The organism is Roseimicrobium gellanilyticum (assembly GCF_003315205.1).
Lineage (GTDB): Bacteria > Verrucomicrobiota > Verrucomicrobiia > Verrucomicrobiales > Verrucomicrobiaceae > Roseimicrobium > Roseimicrobium gellanilyticum.
The window spans coordinates 1214815-1234296 of record NZ_QNRR01000001.1 but is presented as its reverse complement, the minus strand read 5'-3'; the positions used below and the strand labels follow the sequence as shown (position 1 = coordinate 1234296).

Here is a 19482-nt window from a genome sequence, read left to right as displayed (position 1 = left end):
CGGCAAAGGATGGATCCGTCATGAGGGTGGTTCGCGTGTCACAGGCCGAGCCCAGAAGCCTCCTTCCCCCTTCACAGCCCCCCTTTTAGCAGGAGGCTAAAGCATCTTTCCGCCAGAAAATCTCCACCCCCATTTTTTGTTTCCTCACTGGAAAGTTCCGTTCATACTCGCGCGGCTTCTACTACCTCAACTCTCCCGAATCCGACATGAGCGACACCTCCTCCTCCCCGCACACCAAGAAACTTTTCCTCATGATGGTCCTGGAGTTCCTCATCTGGGGAGCCTGGCTGCCGCTGATCTGGGGCTACATGGGGAAAGATGGTCTGGGATTCACCGACCTGCAGATCACCTGGGTGGGCAGTGCCTTCGCCATCGCCTCCATCGTGGGCATCTTTTTCAGCAACCAGTTCGCGGACCGGAATTTCTCTGCTGAGAAGTTCCTGGCCTTCAGCCACCTGGTGGGAGGCATGGCCATTCTCGCCCTGTATTGGGTGCGGGATTTCCCCACCTTCTTCACGCTGATGCTGATTCACTCGCTGCTCTACGTGCCCACCATCTCCGTCGCGAACTCCATTGCCTTCTCCAACCTCAAGAACGCGCAGAAGGAATTTGGCATTGTCCGCATGGGCGGCACCATCGGCTGGATTCTGGCAGCATGGCCCTTCTACTTCATCCTCGGCACGAAGACCGGCACCGAGGCGATTCTCGCACGCGACAGCATTTTCCTGGTGTCTGGCATTGCCTCGCTGGCTCTGGCTGCCTTCTGCCTGACCCTTCCGCATACGCCGCCAAACAAGGCGGCTGCCGGAGAGAGCAGCTTCGCCTGGGTGCGCTCCGTGAAGTTCCTCGCGCTGCCGTACCTGCTGGTCCTCTTCATCGTGACCTTCATTGACTCCACCATTCACAATGGCTACTTCCTCATGGCGGACGGTTTCCTGCGTCACGTGGGCATCGCGGACAAGTGGATCATGCCGGTGATGAGCATCGGCCAGGTGGCGGAAATCGTGACCATGGCCATCCTCGGCCTCGTGTTGGTACGCCTGGGATGGAAGACCACCATGATTCTGGGCATCCTGGGTCACGCAGCTCGCTTCGCGGTATTCGCCTTTATGCCGGAAAGCCAGATCATGATCATCCTGGTGCAGGTGCTTCACGGCATTTGCTACGCCTTCTTCTTCGCCACGTTGTACATCTTCATCGACGCGGCCTTCCCGAAGGACGTGCGCTCCAGCGCACAGGGTCTCTTCAATCTGCTGGTGCTTGGCCTTGGTGACCTTGCCGCGAAATGGCTCTTCATCCCGCTGCAAGGCAGCCTGACCGTGAATGGTGTGACGGACTTCAAAACCCTGTTCCTCTGGCCTACAGGGCTGGCCCTTGGCGCGGCAGCGCTCCTGTTCATCGCCTTCTTCCCACCGAAATCGCTGGGCGCACCTCCGGAAGATGTGAAGCACTAGAGCTTCAGCCAGCACTCACATGCTCCGCCTCCGCCAGGCCACGGCTTCGGATCACGACGCTGTCTGGGCGATGTTCCAAACTGTGGTGGCAGGAGGTGATGCGTATGTCTTCGAAGCGGACATGACGCGTGAAGACGCCCTTGCGTACTGGTTCCACCCCAAAACGCACACCTACGTGGCCGAGCATGAAGGCCGCGTGGTGGGCAGCTACATTCTCAAAGCAAATCATCCCGGGCGTGGCGCCCACGTGGCGAATGGCTCCTACATGGTCGCGCCGGATGCGCGAGGCCTCGGTGTGGGTCAGTCCATGGGCGAGCACTCGATTGCGGAGGCTCGCCGGCTGGGCTACCGGGCCATCCAGTTCAACATCGTCGTGGCCACCAATGAGGCGGCTGTGAAGCTCTGGCAGAAGGTCGGATTCACCATTGTGGGTACGTTGCCGGGTGCGTTCCGTCATGCAACACTCGGCTACGTGGATGCCTATGTCATGTACCTGACGCTGGACGATTCCCTGCTTCCGCATCCCCATTGAAACCGGCGCAATAGACTGACAGATGGACATGACTTGCCAGATTTATCCGTTCCCGAAGTTGCAGCCTGAAGGGCTGCGGGAGTCCAGCCCAGGGTTAGGGAGTCTTGACGACCGACACCCTGGGTTCGAATTAAGAAAATCTTCCGACCCTGAAGGGGTCGCGGAGGATGTCGCAGGGTCTGGAATGTGGCGGATTGATGACAACGACTCCGCGACCCTTTCAGGGTCGAATGATATTTCATATCACACCCAGGGTGTCGGTCGCCAAGGCTCCCTAACCCTGGGCTGGGCTCCTGCGCCCCTTCAGGGCGCGGCTGCGGCGCTCACTACGTCATCATAGCGAGCAACTCCGCCGCTCATTTTTACGAGCTTCAATAGTCATCTCACACCACCCATCACCTCTTTCTCTTCTCATGAAAAAATGGCGCATCGCTGGCATCAACTTTGATCACTTCCACATGGGCGATCTGCTGCGGCAGGCGTCAGAGCATCCGAATGCGGAGATTGTGGGCATCAGTGATGAGCAGCCGGAGCGCATGGTGAGTGCCACGAAGAACTTCAGCCTCGGAGCCGACCAGGTCTTCACGGACTACCGCGCGTGCCTTGAAAGGACCAAGCCGGATCTCGTGGTGCTCTGTCCCGCCGCCTCACGCCATGGCGAGTGGGTGGAGAAGGTCGCCCCCTTCGGCACGCACATCATCATGGAGAAGCCTTTCGCCGGCACGCTGCAGGAGGCCGATGCGATGGTCGCGGCGATGAAACCCACGGGCAAGCTCCTTGCCGTAAACTGGCCGCTCGTGTGGATTGCCTGTCAGCAGACGGCGCATCGTCTCATCCAGGAAGGACTCATTGGAGAAGTCCGTGAGTTTCACCACTACGGTGGCAACCGCGGCCCGCTCTACCACGGCGCGGACAAGATCGAAGTGGAGCCCACCTCCGCGGAGAAGGACGCGAGCTGGTTCTACAAGAAGTCGCAGGGTGGCGGCTCGCTGCTGGACTACATGGGCTACGGCACCACGCTCGGCACCTGGCACCTCGGTGGTCGCAAGCCGATTGAAGTCACCGGCGTATGTGATGAACCTCAGGGACTCGAAGTGGACGAGCACGCCATCGCCATCATCCGATATTCCTTTGGCCTGAGCAAAACCGAAACCCGCTGGGGCACCTTCACCGACCCGTGGACGCACCAACCGCAGCCGAAGTGCGGTTTTGTCATCAAAGGCACGGATGGCACCATCTCCTGCTATGACTATGCGGAGACCGTCTTCGTGCAGACCCGGCAGAAACCGGAGGGCTATGAAGTCCCCGTGGATGAACTGAAGTCACCCAACCGCAATCCCATCGAGCACGTCATCCATCATCTGGAAACAGGTACGCCGTTGATTGGCCCCCTCACCGTGGAGATCTCGCGTATTGGCCAGCAAATTGTGGATACGGCCTATCTCAGTGCGCAGCAGAAGAGGACGCTGAAGCTGGTGGAGTAGAAGCCTAATCGCTGTGAACACCAACGATACAGAGAAAATCGAGACCCGGGAGCAACTCGCGGATTTCATCAAGCGTATCGCGGAAGACTATTCTGTGAACGGGCAGAGCTGGGAGAACTCTGACCTGCCCAGGTATCTTGACGCGCTTCAAAGGTGGCTCAGGGACAGTGATGGATTGTATCGCAATCTGGGAATGGACAAAGACTCCATATCACCTTGGAGATGGCTCGCACACGGGTTTTCCGCTGCCAGGATCTACGAATAGACCGCGCTTAGCGATGGTCGTGCTCAGTTGATGTGAAAGAAGCTACTTCTCCACCGCCTTCGGTCGCAGAAGCAGCGCGTGTTGCCCTGCGACTACTTCCAGACCTGCCAGGTCAGCAACGTATCGCACCGCTTCGCTCAGAGGTACATCGACCAGGTCCAAGGTCACTTGGGGGTTCTTGCCAGAGCCCTCTGGAGCGAGAATGACTGTCGAGCCAGGCTTTCCAGGTTCCGCCTTCTTGGGCTCTTGAGAGGGTGCTCCGTAGGAGAAGGTTGTTCGCAACGTGGTCTTCCCATCTTTCCCAAGGCCAGCCTGCTCCTGGACCACGAGGATGTTGACCCCCTGTTTTTCAGGATCCATCTCCTTTCCTTTTGTGTTGAGGAACTCGACTGCTTCAGAAAGCTGCGCGTAGGAGAATTTCACCCTGGGCAAGATGATCTTTTGGGCCCTTTCCAAAACAGCAGACTTCGCAGGCGCCGCGGGTTCCTGCTTGGACTTTACTTCAACCTCTTTCTTTTTGAGGAACAACGTAAACTCATCGGCTGTAAGTTCCATGTTGGACAGTTCCGCTGTGTAGCGCAGAGCTTCACTGAGGGGCACGTCCTTGAGGCTAAGCGTCAGCCTGACGGTGGAGTCGGCAGCATCCGCGCTCAGCGTGATATTCACTCCCTTTCCACTGCTGTCGTGGGCGCGGCCCTTCACGCGGAAGAACTCGACCGCTTCCTTCAGCGTGGCGTCCTTGAACTCCACCGAGGGAATGATGATGCCCTCCGCGTGTTGGAGCAGCGCGGGCTTGGGCGGCACCTTGGAGGGAACGAACGAGGGATCCTTCTCGGTAGCCATTTGCACACGACCCGTGCCGTGTGCTGAGAATGTCCCGGTCCGCGTGCTTGTGTCCAAGCTGGCCGATACAAGGAGGATGAGGTGCCGCTGCGCTCCGCCAATTTTGGTAATGCCGCCATCCAACGCCGCGGTCTCACCAGGTTTCAATGTGACCTTGGCGTCGATTTTGCGTTCCTTCACGACGGGTTGATTGACGCCATCCTTCATCTCGACCCCTTCAAAATCCTTGATGGTCGGCGTGATCTCCAGGGTGATGTTCCCACCACTCACCGTAGGCAGGAGATCCATCCACACGCCACTGGTGAATGTGCCGGATTTGGCTCCCGTCTTGTCCGCCGCGTAGATGTTGTTGGTCTCCAGCTTGATGACAGCGTTGGTCCCCGAAGAGGTGATTACCTGGGGAGCGCTGAGCAGCGTGACGCCATCGAGGGCCGTCAGTTCTTTGATGAACGCCTCGGATTCCGCAGGTGCGAATTGCGGAGGCTTTTTATTATCGATCTTCAACCCGGCGATCTTTTGCTTCCCTGCATTGCTGGAGCTTTCGTAGATACGGCACGTGATGCTGATGGGTTGTTTGGTCTTCTCAGGCTCCGCCGCATGAAGTTGAAGTCCCGCACAAAGTGCAAGCAGGGCCAGCGCACCGATGCCACCCAGGCACACCGCGGCACGGCTGACCGACGCACGGTTCTTGCGCGCATCCATGATCGCACTGAGACGAAGCTCCAGCGTGGAAGGCTGGGCCATCGTCATGACAGGCAGCTTCAGCAGGCCCTGGGACTGGGTGCGACGTGCCGCATTCAGCAACTGCATGGCATACGATTCTGCGCGGTGGTCCTCCTGAGCGACCACCAGATCGTCACTAGCCTGCTCTTGGGCCGTACGCCAGCGCCTGGCAGCGGCCCAGACGAGAGGGTTGAACCAGTACACCGCACACACGACGGACATGAGGAGACGCGCAGGATGATCCCAATGTTTGATGTGCCCCATCTCATGCCTCACGGCAGCCAGGACTTCCTCTTCCGACCAGGACAACGCCTCCTCCGGCAACAGGACGACTGGTCTCAGGCTGCCCCAGGTCATGGGCACGGAAACTTGCTCACTCGTATGAAGCTCCACAGGACGGCGCAAGCATACCTCTTCCGAGACTCGACCAAACAAGCCTCGCATTCTCGCATCGTCACAGCGCTGCGTGCGGGCACTCAGCAGCCGAAGACGGATGCTGCCCATGAACTGCCAGCCCAGCACCAGAGCTACGCCCACAACCCACACTACTGCAGCGACCTGAAGCAGGGTCCATTGCGGCAGGATGCTTTCTTCCCTCGCGACCTCCAACGGAGCCACCGTTCCGGTCACCTCGGCGGCCGTAGCGACTGGTATCGCGGTTGCGGGAAGCTGCACAACCGTTGCTGTCTCGGTAACAGGCACCTTCCACCATGGCTGAACCAGCGAGGTGATCGGCAACAACATCAGCGCGCCAAAACACAGCAGCCACACGAGGCTGCGCTGCGAAGCGGAGGCACCTCGCCACAGGCTCAGCACACCCATGGCCAGCAACAACACCGCAACGCTCTTCGCGATCACATCTACAACGGGAATGAGGGATGGATTCATGACACAGAAGTAAAATGAGAATTCTGCTTAACGCTTCCTGGCCTGGTGAATGATGTCCTCGAGCCTGCTCAGCTAAGGCTTCGGAGTGTAGCGCTGGGCCTCGAGTTCCTTTTGAGTCGATATCTTGAAGCTGTTGTCCTCCTGATGAAGGCGCATATCAACGAGATGTGCAGCTGTGCCGAGCGTTCTCGTCAAAGTCGCGTTCTTAAGGGACAGTGTCACCCGGGCTTGCGACTTCGCTGCGCCTGCTGAGAGGTGAAGAGTCATTCCCTGTCCGGTGGGATCATGTTGCTTCGCTTTCGCACGACAGAACTCAACCACTTCCGTCATGGTCGCATTGTTGAACTCAACGGACGGAATGACGACCTTTGTGGCCCGCTCCTTGAGTGAGGGCTTCCCTTCAAGACCATCGGGCCCTCCAATCACCCCCGGTGCTGAACCAGGCGACGGGATGTTCCCACTTGCATCCGCCTGAACCGCAACTGCGGAAAGCAGGTAAATATACCTGCGCCGCGGCAGCTCCCTCCCTTCATAACCATCGAGCACCACCAGGCCATTAGGGCTGAGATTGACCACCGTCTCGTTCGATTCAGACTTTACATTGCCTCCGCTGTTGGCAGTGGCGCCTCGGATCTCTTTCAACGGGCGCCTGATGATCAAGGTCACGCCGTCTGGAGTGACCACGGGAAAGGTGTTGAAGTGATACGTCAATCCCCCACCCTCTGCCACCGGGCGGGTCGCACCGACCTTCGACTCCGTCTCAAGCGGCGCATACGTCCTTCCCGAAGCAAACAAGCGTACCCCTGGCAGCATCGCAAGTTCACCCGGGACGCTTTGCGAACCCTTACGCGCATCACTGTTTTTCACACCCATGGCAACAACCTTCTCGATGGCCTCCGTGCTCGCGCACTCCACGAGAATGCAGTCGATAACGACGTACTTACCTCCCGCTTGCACTGACGGAGGCGGTGCAGCTTGGAGTTGAAGACAAGCGCAGGTGAGGAAAATCCCAGCGGCAACAACTCCACCAGCCAGCTGTGCAGCACGACACATAGGAATGAAAGACGGATTCATGTCACGGAGGAATGATGAAAGGTTTCTGCCTAGCGCTTCTTGGCCTTCTGAATGATTTCCTCGAGGCGTTTGAGTTCCTCGTCTGAAATCTTCTCCCGGCCATCCACCAGGGCAGCCACAGCACTCGCGAGCGAGCCATCAAAAAAGGTTTGCACCACCTGCTTCAGTGCGGACTTGCTTGCTTTCTCACGGGGCTCCGTGGGTAGAAAAACATACCGCTTTCCGTCTTCACGGTGTTTGAGAAAACCTTTCTCTTCAAGGATGCGCAAAAAGGCGCGCACGGCGGAATAGCTCGGCGCATCTGTCATGGACTCCACCACCTCCGCCGCCGTGGCTTCTCCACGGACATAGATGATATCCATGATCTGCCTCTCGCGCCGGCTCAATTGGCTGGATTTCGTTGGCATGCTAATTTTTTAGCATGAACAACCAACTGGCAGCAAGACTTTTCTGCTAATTTTTTAGCACGAATCGGCGCTACAGTTGAAACCGGGACGTCTCGGGACATGGAAAACACACAGCATTGCTGAGGCAACGACTCAAGCCACCACCTTGCGCGAAGCGCTTTGGAGTGCGGTGCGAAGCACCGCTTTGAACGAAGGAACATCACGGAAGGGCACCACCAAAAGCTGCAAACCACAAACAGCGGTATGCCATGCGTTCATGCCATCCGAGGCTTCAAGGAAGGCATGACGAAATCGCTCCGCTCAAAGCGGTGCTTCGCACACGCACTCCAAAGCGCTTCGCGCAAGGTAGTACATGTTGCGATAGATCTTCCTCATTCGGGTCTGCCTTCTCACGAGACGTTTCTTCGAAGTATCCCTGCCTCCCTACTTCGCCAGATCAATCTTCAGCACAATCGGCCGGTGATCGCTGGCTTCATCGAAGTTCTCCGTGTCGTAGATGTAGGACTCCTTGTGATTCACGTGCTGCTGGAGTTCACGGCTCACGAAGAAGTAGTCGAAGCGAGAATACACATCGGCAAACTCCCAGTAGTGCGTCCAGGTGAGGCCGTGGCGATCGCGCAGGCGCACGTCGCGCATGGAGAGCTCCATGCCCGGCACGCCTTCGATTTCCACCATGGCGGCTTCATGCGCATGCGCATTGAAGTCACCATAGCAGACCACCTTTGTTTCGGGCTTTGCTTTGAGGACGCCTTCCAGATGCGTGCGCAGGAGATGAGCTTCATTGCGTCGCATCAGTGCCTGATCGCCCTCCGGCACTTCGCGCCTGGACTTCAGGTGCACACCCACACAGCGCAGCTCCCAGCCCGGGCGCAGCAAAACCGTCGCATCCAAGAAGCCACGCGAGACCGGAAAAATGTGCTGTCCGATCTGATACGAGAGCTTCGTCTGCGAATGGCGCGCCACAATTGGAAGGTGGGTCAGCAGCGCCAACTTGCGTGTGGCATCCCCTCCCCCGGCCATCTCCACATGGGGCAAGTCGAGCCCTGCCTCTTTCAAACGCCGCTGGAGGCCCTGCACATCCTCCATCGTCCCGATTTCACAAAGTCCAAGGATGTCCGGCTGGATGGCCACGATGCTCTTTACCACGGCCTCCTTCTCGTTCTCCGGTTTGTCGATACCCTCCGTGCGCACGCCCTTCACGAAGCGCTCCATCTTGAGGTAGTTCTTCAAGTTGTAGGAGCACATGGTGACCTGCCGCCTCGGCACCACCTTCGGCGTTTCCTGAGCCGGCAGGATGGCGGCAGTCGCCAGCCACACCACCCATGCGACAAGGATAAAAGAAAACCGCTTCATGCTGCGGCGAGGCAACATGAAGCGGTGCGAATTGGCAAGAATGGATATCCCGTCCTTACACCTCCGTCGTAGTCGGGATGCGTTTCTGCTCCGGCTGCTTTGTGGGGGTGTTCAAAACGTCATCCTGGGCGGAAGTAAGTTCGTGTTCGAACTCCTCACGCGCCTTCTTGAATTCACCCATGCTCTTGCCGAGGCTACGGGCGAAGGTCGGAAGCTTTTTGGCTCCGAAAAGCACCAGCACGAGAATGGCGACGATGATCATCTCAGTCGTGCCAAACGGGCCGATGCCTGCGAGGATTGGATGGTTCATGAATGTAAGCATACTCCCCTAACGTGGGGCTGCAATGGGAACTTTCACAGCGCCAGGACCACTTTCCCACTGCGTCCGTCCTGAGCGGCAAGGCGTACGGCCTCCGCAAAATCCTCAATGGGAAAGACTTTCTCCACAGGCAATTTGAGCGCCCCCTCGATCATCATCTCCGCCAGGGGGCGGAGCACGTTCCCGATCTCGATGTGGGACGCCTGCTCGATCCACCGGGTCAGCCAGTACCCGCGAATTTCAAGATTCTTGAAAATGAGAAACTTGTTCGGAATTTTCAGGCTGCGCCGGCTCATGGCCCCATAGGTCACATGGGCTCCGCCAGTGGAAAGCAGGTCCATCAGCCGCAGCGCACTGTCCCCACCCACAGCATTCAAGGCAAGACGCAAGGGCTGGTCTCCTACGGCACTCCGAGCCGCCGCCTCGTCTGATCCGCCATCAATCAGCACCGAGTCGGCTCCCAGCACGGTGAGTTCCTCGATGACCGACTCCCGTCGCACGAAGTTCACCGTCCGCAGCCCCATGTGTTTTGCGATCTGAATTACGGCCCGGCCCACACCGGAGTTCGCTGCATTTTGCGCGACCACCTCACCCTTCCGCAGCTCGCGGAACTCATGAAGCATCTGCCAGGCGGTGGTGGGATTCACCCGAAGCATGCTGGCCTGCACGGGCTCCAAGTCCGAGGGCAGCTTCGCAAATTGGTTCTCCGCCGCCAGAAGATGCCTCGACCAGGTGCCAATGGGGTGCAGGGGAATCACCAGATCCCCCACCTCCAGGGACTCCACCTCATCCCCCACTGCTTCGATGCGACCACAGCCTTCATTTCCGGGCAGCGCGGGGAAGCTCGGCTTTTTGCCGTACGTGCCCTCAATGAAGTTCAGGTCTGCCGGATTGATGGGCGCATACAACATACGCACCAGCACCTCATGCCGTTGTGGCGCCGGCGGATCATACGGCTCCAGTTTGAGAACTTCGGAAGGCAGGCCGGCTTGGTGGAAGATGAGGCGCATGGGAGCCAGTAAACAGTAAATTAGTAAGCAGTAAGTAGTCGAACCTGAGACGACCGGTCAAGAGTCAACGGTCATCGAACGCTGAGTCTCGCTACAGATGAATCGCGCATGCCGCGCCAATCCAGACTCAGTTCCACCTGCTACTTACCACTCACTACTCACTGCTTACTGAACTACCGCTCACTTCGCTCACCACCCCCCAATCACCTCCAACGCATACCCACGGAGATATTCGGTCTCCGGGATGCCGGTGATGACGGGATGGTCGGCGCGCTGAGTGTAAGTGTCGAGATAGCGCAGGGTGCGGCGGGTATCGACGGCCGCGGAATTGATCATCATGCGGAAGTCGCCCATGCTCACGTGGTGTGAGCAGGTGAAGGTGGCGAGAATGCCGCCGGGCTGGAGCATCTTCATGGCGCGTAGGTGGATTTCCTTGTATCCGCGCATGGCATCGGTGAGGGACTGCTTGGACTTGGTGAAGCTCGGCGGATCCAGCACAATGAGGTCATACTGCTCGCCCGCCTTCTCCGCGGTCTTCAAGTAGTCGAAGACATTGTCTGCGCGCGCACCAATGGCCACGCCAGCACTGCGGGCGTTGCGCAGGCACATCTCCACCGCGCTCTCGCTCACATCCACGGCAATGACTTCACGCGCACCGGCAAGAGCCGCCGCCTGGGCGAAGCCACCCTGGTTGGTGAAGCAATCCAGCACGCGCTTGCCCTTCGCGTGACGGGCGACGAGGGAATAGTTGTCAATCTGGTCCAGGTACATCCCGGTCTTCTGACCTTCCATCAGGTCGATCTGGAAGACCATGCCATTCGTCTTGTACTCGAAGGGCTCAGGCGCCGCGCCGTGCAGCAGCTTCTTTTCCAGCTCCAGCCCCTCTGCCTTGCGCACGGGCGAGTCATTGCGGGCGGTGATGGACTTGGGTTGCAACAGTTCCACCAGGGCAGCCACAATCAGGTTCTGCCTGGCGGACATCGCGAAAGTCAGCGTCTGCATTACCAGGTGGTCACCATAACGGTCCACGATGAGGCCGGGCAGGCCGTCCGATTCACTCCACACGATGCGGCAGAGATTCTGGTCGAGCGGCAGGGTCTTGCGATAGTTCAGCGCACGCTCAATGCGGCGGACGAAGAATTCCTGGTCGAGGTCCTGCTTCCGGTAGGAGAAGCGGCGGGCGACGATCTGCGACTTCGGATTGTAGATCGCACTGCCCAGCGGCTTGCCCTTTACATCCTTCAGCGCTACCACATCTCCTGGCTCAGCACTGCCGGTGATATTCTGGACATCACTGGCGTAGACCCACTCGTGGCCGTGAAAGAGACGTGAGCGGGGTTTGACGGTAAGGGCGGTCATGGAAGGATGAAGACAGGGATGGAGTTTGAAGACAGGAAAGCACCTTCCCGGGACAGGCCCGGAAAAGTGCAGCCTGCACCCTTAGCCGAAAAAGACCGGATGTCACCTCCGGTGTGGGGTTTTCTTGAGCCTCAGTCCTCCACGAGTTCCACCCGATGCCCATCTGGATCCACGATCACCGCACGGCGTCCCCACGCGGAGTCCTTCGGCGGCGACAGGACGGCATCTGGATACGGCCCGCTGACCGCTGCAATTGCCGCCTCCAACGACGGAACCCTGAACCCCACACGCGTTCCCAAGGTGGATGGACCCTCCGGTACGAGGGGATACAGCTCGAAAACACTCCCGCCCACTTCCGCCGAGAAATGCTCCGGACCATTCCCGTGCCGGTGTTTCACAAACTCCAGCCCGAGCAGTCGCGTGTAGAAATCCGCCGCTCGCGCGAGGTCAGAAGAGCGGAGCACCACGAGATTGAGGGAAGCTGATCTCATACGGTTTCACTACTACAAGACAGACTCGTACTCCTTGGAAACGCGCCTGTCTCCCCCATCATCCTCGCTACTTCGAACGCAACGACGACAGAAGGGATGTCACCTCCTCCGTCTCAAAGTCCTCGTCGCCTTGTGGGCAATTGTAGGAAATGAAAAGTAGACTGCGCCCCCGGGCCACGAACCACTTCTTCCAGAAGGTGCCTTCCTGCCAGTCGACGTACTCCGCAACGTAGCCAGCAAACGCTCCGCACCGCACTTTCTCCGGTTCGGCGTCGTCAGAACAGTGCTCGGTGACCTGGGACAACATTTCTGTTTCTGAAACGACACCATTGCTTTTCCATGCACCGCTAATGTGGACTGCGCCCGCGCTCTCCGGTTGGGTGAATTCAAGGCAGTGCTCACAGTCTTCAACGCGCCAGGGCGGAACGACGTCCAATTCCCACGTGTAGTCTCTGAAGATAGGGTGTGACATGTCCAGTTGGGGGAAGGACATAAATTTGGACAAAGGAACTTTCGGAATCAACGAGATGTAGAGAGAACGTCATCGGTTTCCGGGGCTTGCGGCCCGAACCCTTCCCACATTCCAGCCTTGCATCTTGCCGCAGCCCCGGCTTTTTTCATGGGAATGGCAGCGAGACAGGTTTTTTACAAGGGCAAGGTGCAGGGCGTGGGATTCCGCTACACGGTGAAACGCATCGCGGGCGGATTTGAGGTGCTGGGCTGGGTGAAGAACCTGCCGGATGGCCGGGTCGAGCTCCAGGCCATGTCCCACGACTCCGAGGAGCTCGAAGCGTTTCTGGAGGAAATCGAAAACAGCTCGCTGGGCGGAAACATCAAAAATGTGGAGTCTCATGACATTCCGGACCTCACGGGTGTCAGAGGATTCAGCATCGTCCACTGACCCACGCACCCGCCCCCATGGAATCACCCTCGCAAGCATCTCCCTTCGCAGTGGAGGTGGAGCACCTGACCAAGACCTTCAAAACTGGCTTCCGCAACAAGCCGCTCGTGGCCGTACGGGACCTCTCCTTCAGCGTGCATCAGGGTGAGGTCTACGGACTCATCGGCCCCAACGGCTGTGGCAAGTCCACCACCATGAAGGTCATGCTCGGCTTGTTGCGCGCCACGCAGGGGACGGTGCGCGTCTTTGGCGAGAGCAGCGAGCAGGTGGCTGGCAGGGCGGACATCGGATTCCTCCCGGAGAATCCCTACTTCTACAAGCACCTGAATGGGCGTGAAACTCTCCTCTTCTACGGCAAGCTCTGCGGACTGCGCGGCTCTGAGCTGAAGGACCGCACGGAGGAAATGCTGAAACTCACCGGCCTCCAACACGCGGCAGACCGCCGTGTAGGCGGCTACTCGAAGGGAATGCTACAGCGTGTAGGCCTCGGTCAGGCGCTCATCCACGGGCCACGCCTTCTCATTTTGGACGAACCTACCGCAGGTGTCGACCCGGTCGCGTCACGGCGCATCCGCGATCTGATTCTGGAGCTGAAGGAGCGTGGCATCACCATTGTGGTCACTTCCCACCTGCTGGAGCAGATGCAGCAGGTGTGCGACCGTGTGGGCATCATGTCGAACGGCTCCATGGTACGCGAAGGCAACCTGGACGACCTCATCTCCGTGGAGAACCAGACAGAGATCCTTCTGGAAAATGCCTCCCCCCAGACCCTGGCCGCCATCCGTGAACTGGTGGCAAAGGAGGGCGCCAAAGCCCGCATCGTCTCCATGGAAAAGCCCCGAACCACCTTGGAAAAACTCTTCCTCGAATGCACCACCCAAACCGGTGAGGAGGACAAATCATGAGCACCGTGATTGCCACTCCTGTGAAAACGCGCGCGCACAAGGGATTCTCCCCAGGCCGCATATGGACACTCGCCACCCACACGGCGACCCAACTCCTGCGCATGCGCATTGTGGCGTTTCTCGCCGTCTTCTGCCTGGTGGCCCTGGGTGCCGCCTTCTTCTTCCCACAGTTGAGTCCCGAACAGCAGCTTAAGCAGCTCAAGGACTGGTCCATGGGTTCCATGCTGGTCGCTTCCGTCGTGTTCTCCATCACTGCCACGGCACTCCTGCTCCCCAAGGATCTGGAGGACCGGACGCTCTACACGATTCTGAGCAAGCCCGTCCCGCGCTACGAGTACCTGCTGGGCAAGCTGCTCGGCATGCTACTGCTTCTCTTCTGCGGCCTGCTGTTGATGGACCTCATCTTCTCCGTGGTGCTGTGGCTCAAACAGCAGGCCTTGCTGTCCGCCATGATTGCCATGCTGGAGCAGCAGCAGGCAGCCACCCCGGAGAATGTCGCCTATGTGGAAGCGAGCATTCGCAAGTATGGCCTGAACAGCGGCGTGCACGTGGAGGTGTGGATGGTATTCCTGCGAGCCTCCGTGGTCACGGCGATGACATTGCTCATCTCCACCTTCGCCAGCACGACTCTCTTCACCATCATCACCTCCATGGCTTTCACCATCGCGGGGTTCGGTGTGGCGCTCATGAGGGAGTGGGTGCTCAAGGGGCTCTACGGCTGGACGGAAAAGACCGTGGGAGCGCTTCTTGCAATTCTCTGCCCGGATCTGGGCATGTTCGACCTGTCCACAGCGGCCATTCGTGGAGAAGTGACGCTCGGTGTGGTGGGCCAGCTCACCGGCTACGCCGCGATGTATGTGGCGGCCTACATGGTCGTCTCCCACCTCTTCTTCGTGGAGAAAGAGCTCTGATCTTCTGCGCCTCACTTCCATGAACAAACGTGTCCTCGGTGTGCTCCTCTTCCTGGCCTTCGGCCTGGCGCGCCTCCCGCTGGACCACGCCATGACCATGAACCTGCGGGAGAAGGGCCTGAAGGAAGCCCCGCCCACGGTGAGCTGGCAGGAAGATTTCGGCCAGATGTTCCTGGCCACACTGGGCGGGCTGCGTTCCCTCGTGGCCAGCGTCGGGTTTCTGGAAGCCTATTCTGCCTGGGAAAGGAACGACTGGGGTGCGGTGGACAACCGCATGACCCTGGTGACGCGCATGCAGCCCTACGAGCCCACGTATTGGGATGAGGCCTCCTGGCACATGGCGTACAACGCCGCCTCCTACTTCAAGCGGGACAAGAGCCTTCGTGCGGCCATCCAGAACAAGCTCTTCAAGGATCACGTGCAGCGCGGCCTTGAAATCCTCAACGAAGGCCTCCGCTACCTTCCGGAAAACCGGCGTCTCCTTGAGGCCCTCGGCTACATCTACAAGGACCGGCAGCCAGACCCGGAGCGGGCGGCCACCGCTTTTATTGAGGCCCATAAGAACGGATCGCTGGACTTCATCGAGCGGCTGGGCGCCTACGAACTGGTGAAGGTGGGGGATCGTGCATCCTCTGCCCAGGCCTATGAGATTCTGAAGCGCTACTACGACCGGGGCCCCCCCTTCACCAAGATGGAGAGCATCCAGCGGGACCTGAGGATTCTGGAGAACCGGCTGAATATCCCGGCAGACAAACGCATCCCCGCCGCCCCGGCCCCCGCATCCACCACCTCCCCGCGGCCTATGTTGCGGAATACGAACCCTTAAGCACCGGTTTTCCTCGACAGACCACTTCCTGCGCTTGACCTGTCCCGCGTCCACGCCAACGTTAAGCCTTCGCCGTTTTCATGCGCTACGCCATCTTTGGAGACATACACGCTAATTGGGAAGCTCTCATGACTGTCATGGGAGATTCCCAAGAGCAGGGATGCACTCACTATGTCTGCGTGGGAGACATTGTCGGATACAATGCCGACCCCGGCGAATGCCTCGACTACGTCCGCTCCCTCAACTGCCCGGTCGTGAAGGGCAACCACGATGAGGAAGCCACTCAGGAGCGCACCCTCGACGAACTGAACCCCCTGGCGGAGAGCGCCCTCCTCTGGACCCGGCAAAAGCTGACCGAAGACCAGAAGCAGTGGCTGCGCGAGCTCAAGCTGGTGCGCCAAGTGCGGGATTTCACCATCGTCCACGCCACCCTCGACTCCCCCGGAAGCTGGGCCTACGTGGCCAACCGGTTCGATGCCATGGCGAGCTTCAGCTACCAGTTCACCCAGCTCTGCTTCTACGGGCACACCCATGCCCCGCGCATCTACGAAAAGGATGACACGGTCCGCTGCCTCCGGGACACGGACACCACCCTGCGTCGTGGCGTGAAGTACTTCATCAATGTCGGCAGTGTGGGCCAGCCCCGTGATGGCGACTGGCGCGCCTCCTACGCCATCTATGACGTGGAGAAGCAGACGGTGAACATCCGCAGGCTGGAGTACGACCTGCGCACCACACAGCAGAAAATCCGCGACGCCGGCCTGCCCACGATACTGGCCGAGCGGCTTGCCCTGGGACGATGAGCAGCAGCAACGGGCTGGTCGCCGATCTCGCACAGTTTCGTTCTGTGTTCCTCGTGAAGCCCAGCTCCTTGGGCGACATTGTTCACACCCTGCCCGCCGCGCATTTCATCAAGCGCGCCTATCCACACCTCGAGCTGCGCTGGATGTGCAACCCGGAGTGGATGCCCCTGCTCGAGGGCAACCCTGACCTCACGGAAATTGTTCCCTTCCCCCGCGGTGAATTCAAGGGGCTGACCGCTCTCCCGAAGCTTTACCAGTGGGCCCGCGCGCTGAACGCCGCCCCACGCACGATGCCGGAGATCACCCTCGACTTTCAAGGGCTCATGCGCAGCGCGCTCACCAGCCTGGCGCGGGGCACAGATCCCGTCATCGGCATGTCCGACGCACGCGAAGGTGCCTCCCTGCTCTACCGGAAGGTCGTTCCGGTGAACAAGCAGGATCACGCCGTGGACCGGTACCTCACGCTAGTGCGAGCCCTGGGCATCGACACGGCGCCTGCCGGCGTCGAGTTCCCACTTCCCGAGGGAACCTGCCCGGAGGGCGAGACTCTTCCAGAAGACTTCATCCTGCTTCATCCCTATTCCCGTGGCGCAGGAAAATCACTCTCCGCAGAGGTGCTGCAGACCTTGTGCGACTGCTTTGCGCCGAGACCTGTGGTCATTGCCGGGAAGTCTTCCACCCCGCATGAGATCACCGGCGCCCACGTCATCTCGCTGATGAACCGGACCAGCCTCTCCGGCCTCGTGTGGCTCATCCGGCAATCGCGGGCATGCATCAGCGTGGACAGTGGCCCGATGCACATCTCTTCCGCGTTGCAGCCGCGCACACTCGGGATTCACACCTGGAGCAATCCCCGCCGCGTGGGCCCGTACAACCATGCCGCGTATGTGTGGAAAGCCGGACGTATTGCACATCGGAGTGAATTTTCAGATGAAGAAGTGCGCTCCCGGCAGATGATGGACGCCAGCGCGGCGCGACGCACCGCGGACTTCGTCCTTCAGAATTGGTGCTAACCCCTCCTCTCTCATGTCCCAGTGGCGCTCCCGTGCGTTTCAACTGACGCGTGATCGCACGTTCCTGCTGCGTGTGGCCTCAGGGATCATCGCTGTGTGCACCCTCATCTCCGTCTCTGTGCTGATCATTCGTGGAAAGCAGTGGCCCCCGCCCAAGATGCCTTCCTTGAGTGCAGACGAAATCGCCGCGAGCAATGAAATGGTGCTGGGTGAAGAATATCAACTGCTTCGGCAGGCCCCGGCAAAGGAGCCTGCCAGGGTCATGAAGTGGCTGATGGAGATGCAAATCCCAAAAGGGCAGTCTTTTGATCCTGTGTCCCTGAAATGTGGCGAGATGGATCTGGCGGCGCTCTTCCGCCAGCACGCTGGAGATGCCGAGCTCTACGAGGCGCTGGCTGCTTACGCGCGTTTCCGATTTGACCCGGACGAAGCAGCGAGGGAGAAGGCGCAGGCTGACCTTGCACAAATCAGCCTCCGTGAGAACGCTCCCCGCCATGCAAACGAGTTGTATGCTGAAAGCCTGCTGCGGCAGAAGCGCATGAAGGAGGTGCTCGGCGCGTGGATGCGGGAGTGGACCCGCTTTCCAGACGCCACCCTCTCGCGGAGGTATGCCTTCGAGCTCGCTCTGCAGCTCAAGGATGCGTCAGCGCTGCAACAACTCTGCAGCGACAAGTCCTTCCTGCGAACCGTCGATGCCCTCGGGCTGCGTGATGCAGCACAGATCATGTCCGATCGGCAAATGCTTTTCCAGGCCATGGCCCGCATGACTTGGGAACGCTGGATGCAAGGCGCATCCCTCTTCATCGCGCTGTTCACTGCTGGCATCTGGTATGTCATCCTGGTGTACACGGCCAGCCGCGAGCGTTTCCGCTGGTTTCGTTTCCTGCCGGCGGTCTTTGCAGGCATCGTCAGCGTGACGGTGCTCCTCTGGTTCCAGGAGACAGTCGACTACCGTACCCCCTCTGACGCAGGAAGTGAGGCGCCAACCCTCACCCATGCCATGATGGACTGGATCCTCAATGTCGGCCTGCCGGAGGAGGCGGTGAAGGCGCTTCTATTCGCCTTCTTCCTCCCCGTGCTTCTGCACAATGGCTCTCCGACGAAAGCTGCTCTCGTGGGAGGATGCGTGGGACTTGGGTTCGCGCTGGATGAGAATCTTCTCTACTTCTCCACACACGGCAGCTCACTTGCTCTGGGCAGGTTTCTCACTGCCAATTTCCTCCACATCGGTCTGACGGGAATCTTGGGCTGGGGAACGTATGAACTGTTCCGTTCGCGCTTTCACAAAGCGACCGAGTTTCTCACAGCCTTCCTCGGAGTGACGCTGGCACATGGTCTCTATGACTTCACTGCGGTCATCGCAGGCGACGAGTGGGGCATGGACATCATGCACGTCGTGATCCTGGCTGCTGTCGCGGCATTCTATCTGAGACTGCTTCACTCCGGGACGGAGCGCCCTGCGGGGTGGGTCTTCTCCCGAACCTCGATCTTCATCTGGGGCATTTCCCTTCTCGTTGGTGTGCTGATGATCGCAGCCACCTACCAAATGCAGAATATCAAGGGCATCACGGAAACCCTCTCCACAGCGCTGAGCCTCGCGGTCATCGGCTTCATCTTCCTGCGGGAGTTCCGGGAGGTGTGAGAGGTGGGCATGGGCGCATGCGGGAAGCGTCAACGTCCACCACATCACCATTGCATAGACATCGTTGCAGCAGCAATGCCGTGAAGGGACACGCTGTGCTTTCTTGTGCCGTGACGCCTGTCAGGCCTTGCAGCTAGCCCAGCGATGCGAAGCACGTGAAGGATGTAGAGAGTGATCCGCAGCCCGGCCCCTGTGGCCTCACACCAGCCCACCCCCTTCCCTTCTCGTTTGCTTTGCGCTCATCCCTCATTCCATCACCTCACGGGCAGCACCAAACGA

Annotated in this window: 20 protein-coding genes; 11 read left to right on the top strand and 9 right to left on the bottom strand. The window is 59.3% G+C overall.

Annotated features, from left to right (window positions below; translation table 11 throughout):
• Nucleotides 1-206 precede the first annotated feature (206 nt).
• The 4 genes from DES53_RS05090 (at nt 207) to DES53_RS34005 (ending at nt 3735) form a co-directional block, all read left to right on the top strand.
• Nucleotides 207-1454 (top strand): MFS transporter, encoded by a 1248-nt coding sequence (locus DES53_RS05090; protein WP_113957094.1) that lies wholly within the window; start codon nt 207-209, stop codon nt 1452-1454.
• Between the two features lie 19 nt (nt 1455-1473).
• Nucleotides 1474-1986, top strand: a complete 513-nt coding sequence (locus DES53_RS05085; RefSeq protein ID WP_113957093.1) for a GNAT family N-acetyltransferase — start codon at nt 1474-1476, stop codon at nt 1984-1986.
• A 413-nt stretch (nt 1987-2399) separates the two neighbouring features.
• Nucleotides 2400-3470 carry a Gfo/Idh/MocA family protein gene (locus tag DES53_RS05080; protein ID WP_113957092.1) on the top strand — a complete coding sequence of 357 codons (1071 nt, stop codon included), beginning with the start codon at nt 2400-2402 and terminating at the stop codon, nt 3468-3470.
• A gap of 13 nt (nt 3471-3483) precedes the next feature.
• Complete coding sequence (locus DES53_RS34005; RefSeq protein WP_113957091.1) at nt 3484-3735, top strand: DUF7660 family protein; 252 nt, start codon at nt 3484-3486, stop codon at nt 3733-3735.
• 42 nt (nt 3736-3777) lie between these two features.
• Here the strand turns inward: DES53_RS34005 and DES53_RS05070 are convergent, their stop codons facing one another.
• The 9 genes from DES53_RS05070 to DES53_RS05030 all read right to left on the bottom strand — a co-directional run bounded on the left by DES53_RS05070 (nt 3778) and on the right by DES53_RS05030 (nt 12695).
• On the bottom strand, nt 3778-6189 hold the full coding sequence (locus DES53_RS05070) for a M56 family metallopeptidase (RefSeq protein WP_113957090.1): 2412 nt from the start codon (nt 6187-6189) through the stop codon (nt 3778-3780).
• Between the two features lie 72 nt (nt 6190-6261).
• Nucleotides 6262-7104, bottom strand: a complete 843-nt coding sequence (locus tag DES53_RS05065; RefSeq protein WP_170156867.1) for a hypothetical protein — start codon at nt 7102-7104, stop codon at nt 6262-6264.
• Nucleotides 7105-7292: 188 nt separating this feature from the next.
• On the bottom strand, nt 7293-7670 hold the full coding sequence (locus DES53_RS05060; protein ID WP_113957088.1) for a BlaI/MecI/CopY family transcriptional regulator: 378 nt from the start codon (nt 7668-7670) through the stop codon (nt 7293-7295).
• 423 nt (nt 7671-8093) lie between these two features.
• Nucleotides 8094-9023 carry an endonuclease/exonuclease/phosphatase family protein gene (locus DES53_RS05055; protein ID WP_147263221.1) on the bottom strand — a complete coding sequence of 310 codons (930 nt, stop codon included), beginning with the start codon at nt 9021-9023 and terminating at the stop codon, nt 8094-8096.
• A 55-nt stretch (nt 9024-9078) separates the two neighbouring features.
• The gene (locus tag DES53_RS05050) at nt 9079-9333 is read right to left on the bottom strand and encodes a Sec-independent protein translocase subunit TatA/TatB (protein WP_113957202.1); all 255 of its coding nucleotides are present in this window, start codon (nt 9331-9333) and stop codon (nt 9079-9081) included.
• A gap of 44 nt (nt 9334-9377) precedes the next feature.
• Nucleotides 9378-10352, bottom strand: a complete 975-nt coding sequence (locus DES53_RS05045) for an MDR family NADPH-dependent oxidoreductase (RefSeq protein ID WP_113957086.1) — start codon at nt 10350-10352, stop codon at nt 9378-9380.
• A gap of 189 nt (nt 10353-10541) precedes the next feature.
• Entirely contained in the window at nt 10542-11711 is a 1170-nt protein-coding gene (locus tag DES53_RS05040; protein ID WP_113957085.1) for a class I SAM-dependent rRNA methyltransferase, read from the bottom strand.
• A gap of 131 nt (nt 11712-11842) precedes the next feature.
• Entirely contained in the window at nt 11843-12202 is a 360-nt protein-coding gene (locus tag DES53_RS05035) for a VOC family protein (RefSeq protein ID WP_113957084.1), read from the bottom strand.
• A gap of 67 nt (nt 12203-12269) precedes the next feature.
• Complete coding sequence (locus DES53_RS05030) at nt 12270-12695, bottom strand: hypothetical protein (protein ID WP_113957083.1); 426 nt, start codon at nt 12693-12695, stop codon at nt 12270-12272.
• Between the two features lie 132 nt (nt 12696-12827).
• On the opposite strand from DES53_RS05030, the gene DES53_RS05025 reads away from it, so the two are divergent.
• From DES53_RS05025 to DES53_RS04995, 7 genes are all read left to right on the top strand, one after another.
• Nucleotides 12828-13103, top strand: a complete 276-nt coding sequence (locus tag DES53_RS05025; RefSeq protein ID WP_113957082.1) for an acylphosphatase — start codon at nt 12828-12830, stop codon at nt 13101-13103.
• 17 nt (nt 13104-13120) lie between these two features.
• Complete coding sequence (locus tag DES53_RS05020) at nt 13121-14008, top strand: ABC transporter ATP-binding protein (RefSeq protein ID WP_113957081.1); 888 nt, start codon at nt 13121-13123, stop codon at nt 14006-14008.
• On the top strand, nt 14005-14919 hold the full coding sequence (locus tag DES53_RS05015; RefSeq protein WP_113957080.1) for an ABC transporter permease subunit: 915 nt from the start codon (nt 14005-14007) through the stop codon (nt 14917-14919). The genes DES53_RS05020 and DES53_RS05015 overlap by 4 nt, the downstream gene beginning before the upstream one ends.
• Nucleotides 14920-14938: 19 nt before the next feature.
• On the top strand, nt 14939-15745 hold the full coding sequence (locus tag DES53_RS05010; RefSeq protein WP_113957079.1) for a hypothetical protein: 807 nt from the start codon (nt 14939-14941) through the stop codon (nt 15743-15745).
• Between the two features lie 80 nt (nt 15746-15825).
• Nucleotides 15826-16548 carry a metallophosphoesterase family protein gene (locus tag DES53_RS05005; RefSeq protein WP_113957078.1) on the top strand — a complete coding sequence of 241 codons (723 nt, stop codon included), beginning with the start codon at nt 15826-15828 and terminating at the stop codon, nt 16546-16548.
• Entirely contained in the window at nt 16545-17561 is a 1017-nt protein-coding gene (locus DES53_RS05000) for a glycosyltransferase family 9 protein (RefSeq protein WP_113957077.1), read from the top strand. The genes DES53_RS05005 and DES53_RS05000 overlap by 4 nt, the downstream gene beginning before the upstream one ends.
• Nucleotides 17562-17574: 13 nt before the next feature.
• The gene (locus tag DES53_RS04995) at nt 17575-19203 is read left to right on the top strand and encodes a PrsW family glutamic-type intramembrane protease (RefSeq protein WP_113957076.1); all 1629 of its coding nucleotides are present in this window, start codon (nt 17575-17577) and stop codon (nt 19201-19203) included.
• The last annotated feature ends 279 nt before the right edge of the window (nt 19204-19482 follow it).

Bases quoted from the DNA above. Each gene is read 5' to 3' on its own strand.
- DES53_RS05025 (WP_113957082.1), top strand. From the start codon at position 12,828: ATGGCAGCGAGACAGGTTTTTTACAAGGGCAAGGTGCAGGGCGTGGGA.
- DES53_RS05045 (WP_113957086.1), bottom strand. From the start codon at position 10,352: ATGCGCCTCATCTTCCACCAAGCCGGCCTGCCTTCCGAAGTTCTCAAA.
- DES53_RS05010 (WP_113957079.1), top strand. From the start codon at position 14,939: ATGAACAAACGTGTCCTCGGTGTGCTCCTCTTCCTGGCCTTCGGCCTG.
- DES53_RS04995 (WP_113957076.1), top strand. From the start codon at position 17,575: ATGTCCCAGTGGCGCTCCCGTGCGTTTCAACTGACGCGTGATCGCACG.
- DES53_RS05070 (WP_113957090.1), bottom strand. From the start codon at position 6,189: ATGAATCCATCCCTCATTCCCGTTGTAGATGTGATCGCGAAGAGCGTT.
- DES53_RS05085 (WP_113957093.1), top strand. From the start codon at position 1,474: ATGCTCCGCCTCCGCCAGGCCACGGCTTCGGATCACGACGCTGTCTGG.
- DES53_RS05060 (WP_113957088.1), bottom strand. From the start codon at position 7,670: ATGCCAACGAAATCCAGCCAATTGAGCCGGCGCGAGAGGCAGATCATG.
- DES53_RS05040 (WP_113957085.1), bottom strand. From the start codon at position 11,711: ATGACCGCCCTTACCGTCAAACCCCGCTCACGTCTCTTTCACGGCCAC.
- DES53_RS05080 (WP_113957092.1), top strand. From the start codon at position 2,400: ATGAAAAAATGGCGCATCGCTGGCATCAACTTTGATCACTTCCACATG.
- DES53_RS05020 (WP_113957081.1), top strand. From the start codon at position 13,121: ATGGAATCACCCTCGCAAGCATCTCCCTTCGCAGTGGAGGTGGAGCAC.
- DES53_RS05015 (WP_113957080.1), top strand. From the start codon at position 14,005: ATGAGCACCGTGATTGCCACTCCTGTGAAAACGCGCGCGCACAAGGGA.
- DES53_RS05035 (WP_113957084.1), bottom strand. From the start codon at position 12,202: ATGAGATCAGCTTCCCTCAATCTCGTGGTGCTCCGCTCTTCTGACCTC.
- DES53_RS05005 (WP_113957078.1), top strand. From the start codon at position 15,826: ATGCGCTACGCCATCTTTGGAGACATACACGCTAATTGGGAAGCTCTC.
- DES53_RS05090 (WP_113957094.1), top strand. From the start codon at position 207: ATGAGCGACACCTCCTCCTCCCCGCACACCAAGAAACTTTTCCTCATG.
- DES53_RS05055 (WP_147263221.1), bottom strand. From the start codon at position 9,023: ATGAAGCGGTTTTCTTTTATCCTTGTCGCATGGGTGGTGTGGCTGGCG.
- DES53_RS05000 (WP_113957077.1), top strand. From the start codon at position 16,545: ATGAGCAGCAGCAACGGGCTGGTCGCCGATCTCGCACAGTTTCGTTCT.
- DES53_RS05050 (WP_113957202.1), bottom strand. From the start codon at position 9,333: ATGAACCATCCAATCCTCGCAGGCATCGGCCCGTTTGGCACGACTGAG.
- DES53_RS05030 (WP_113957083.1), bottom strand. From the start codon at position 12,695: ATGTCCTTCCCCCAACTGGACATGTCACACCCTATCTTCAGAGACTAC.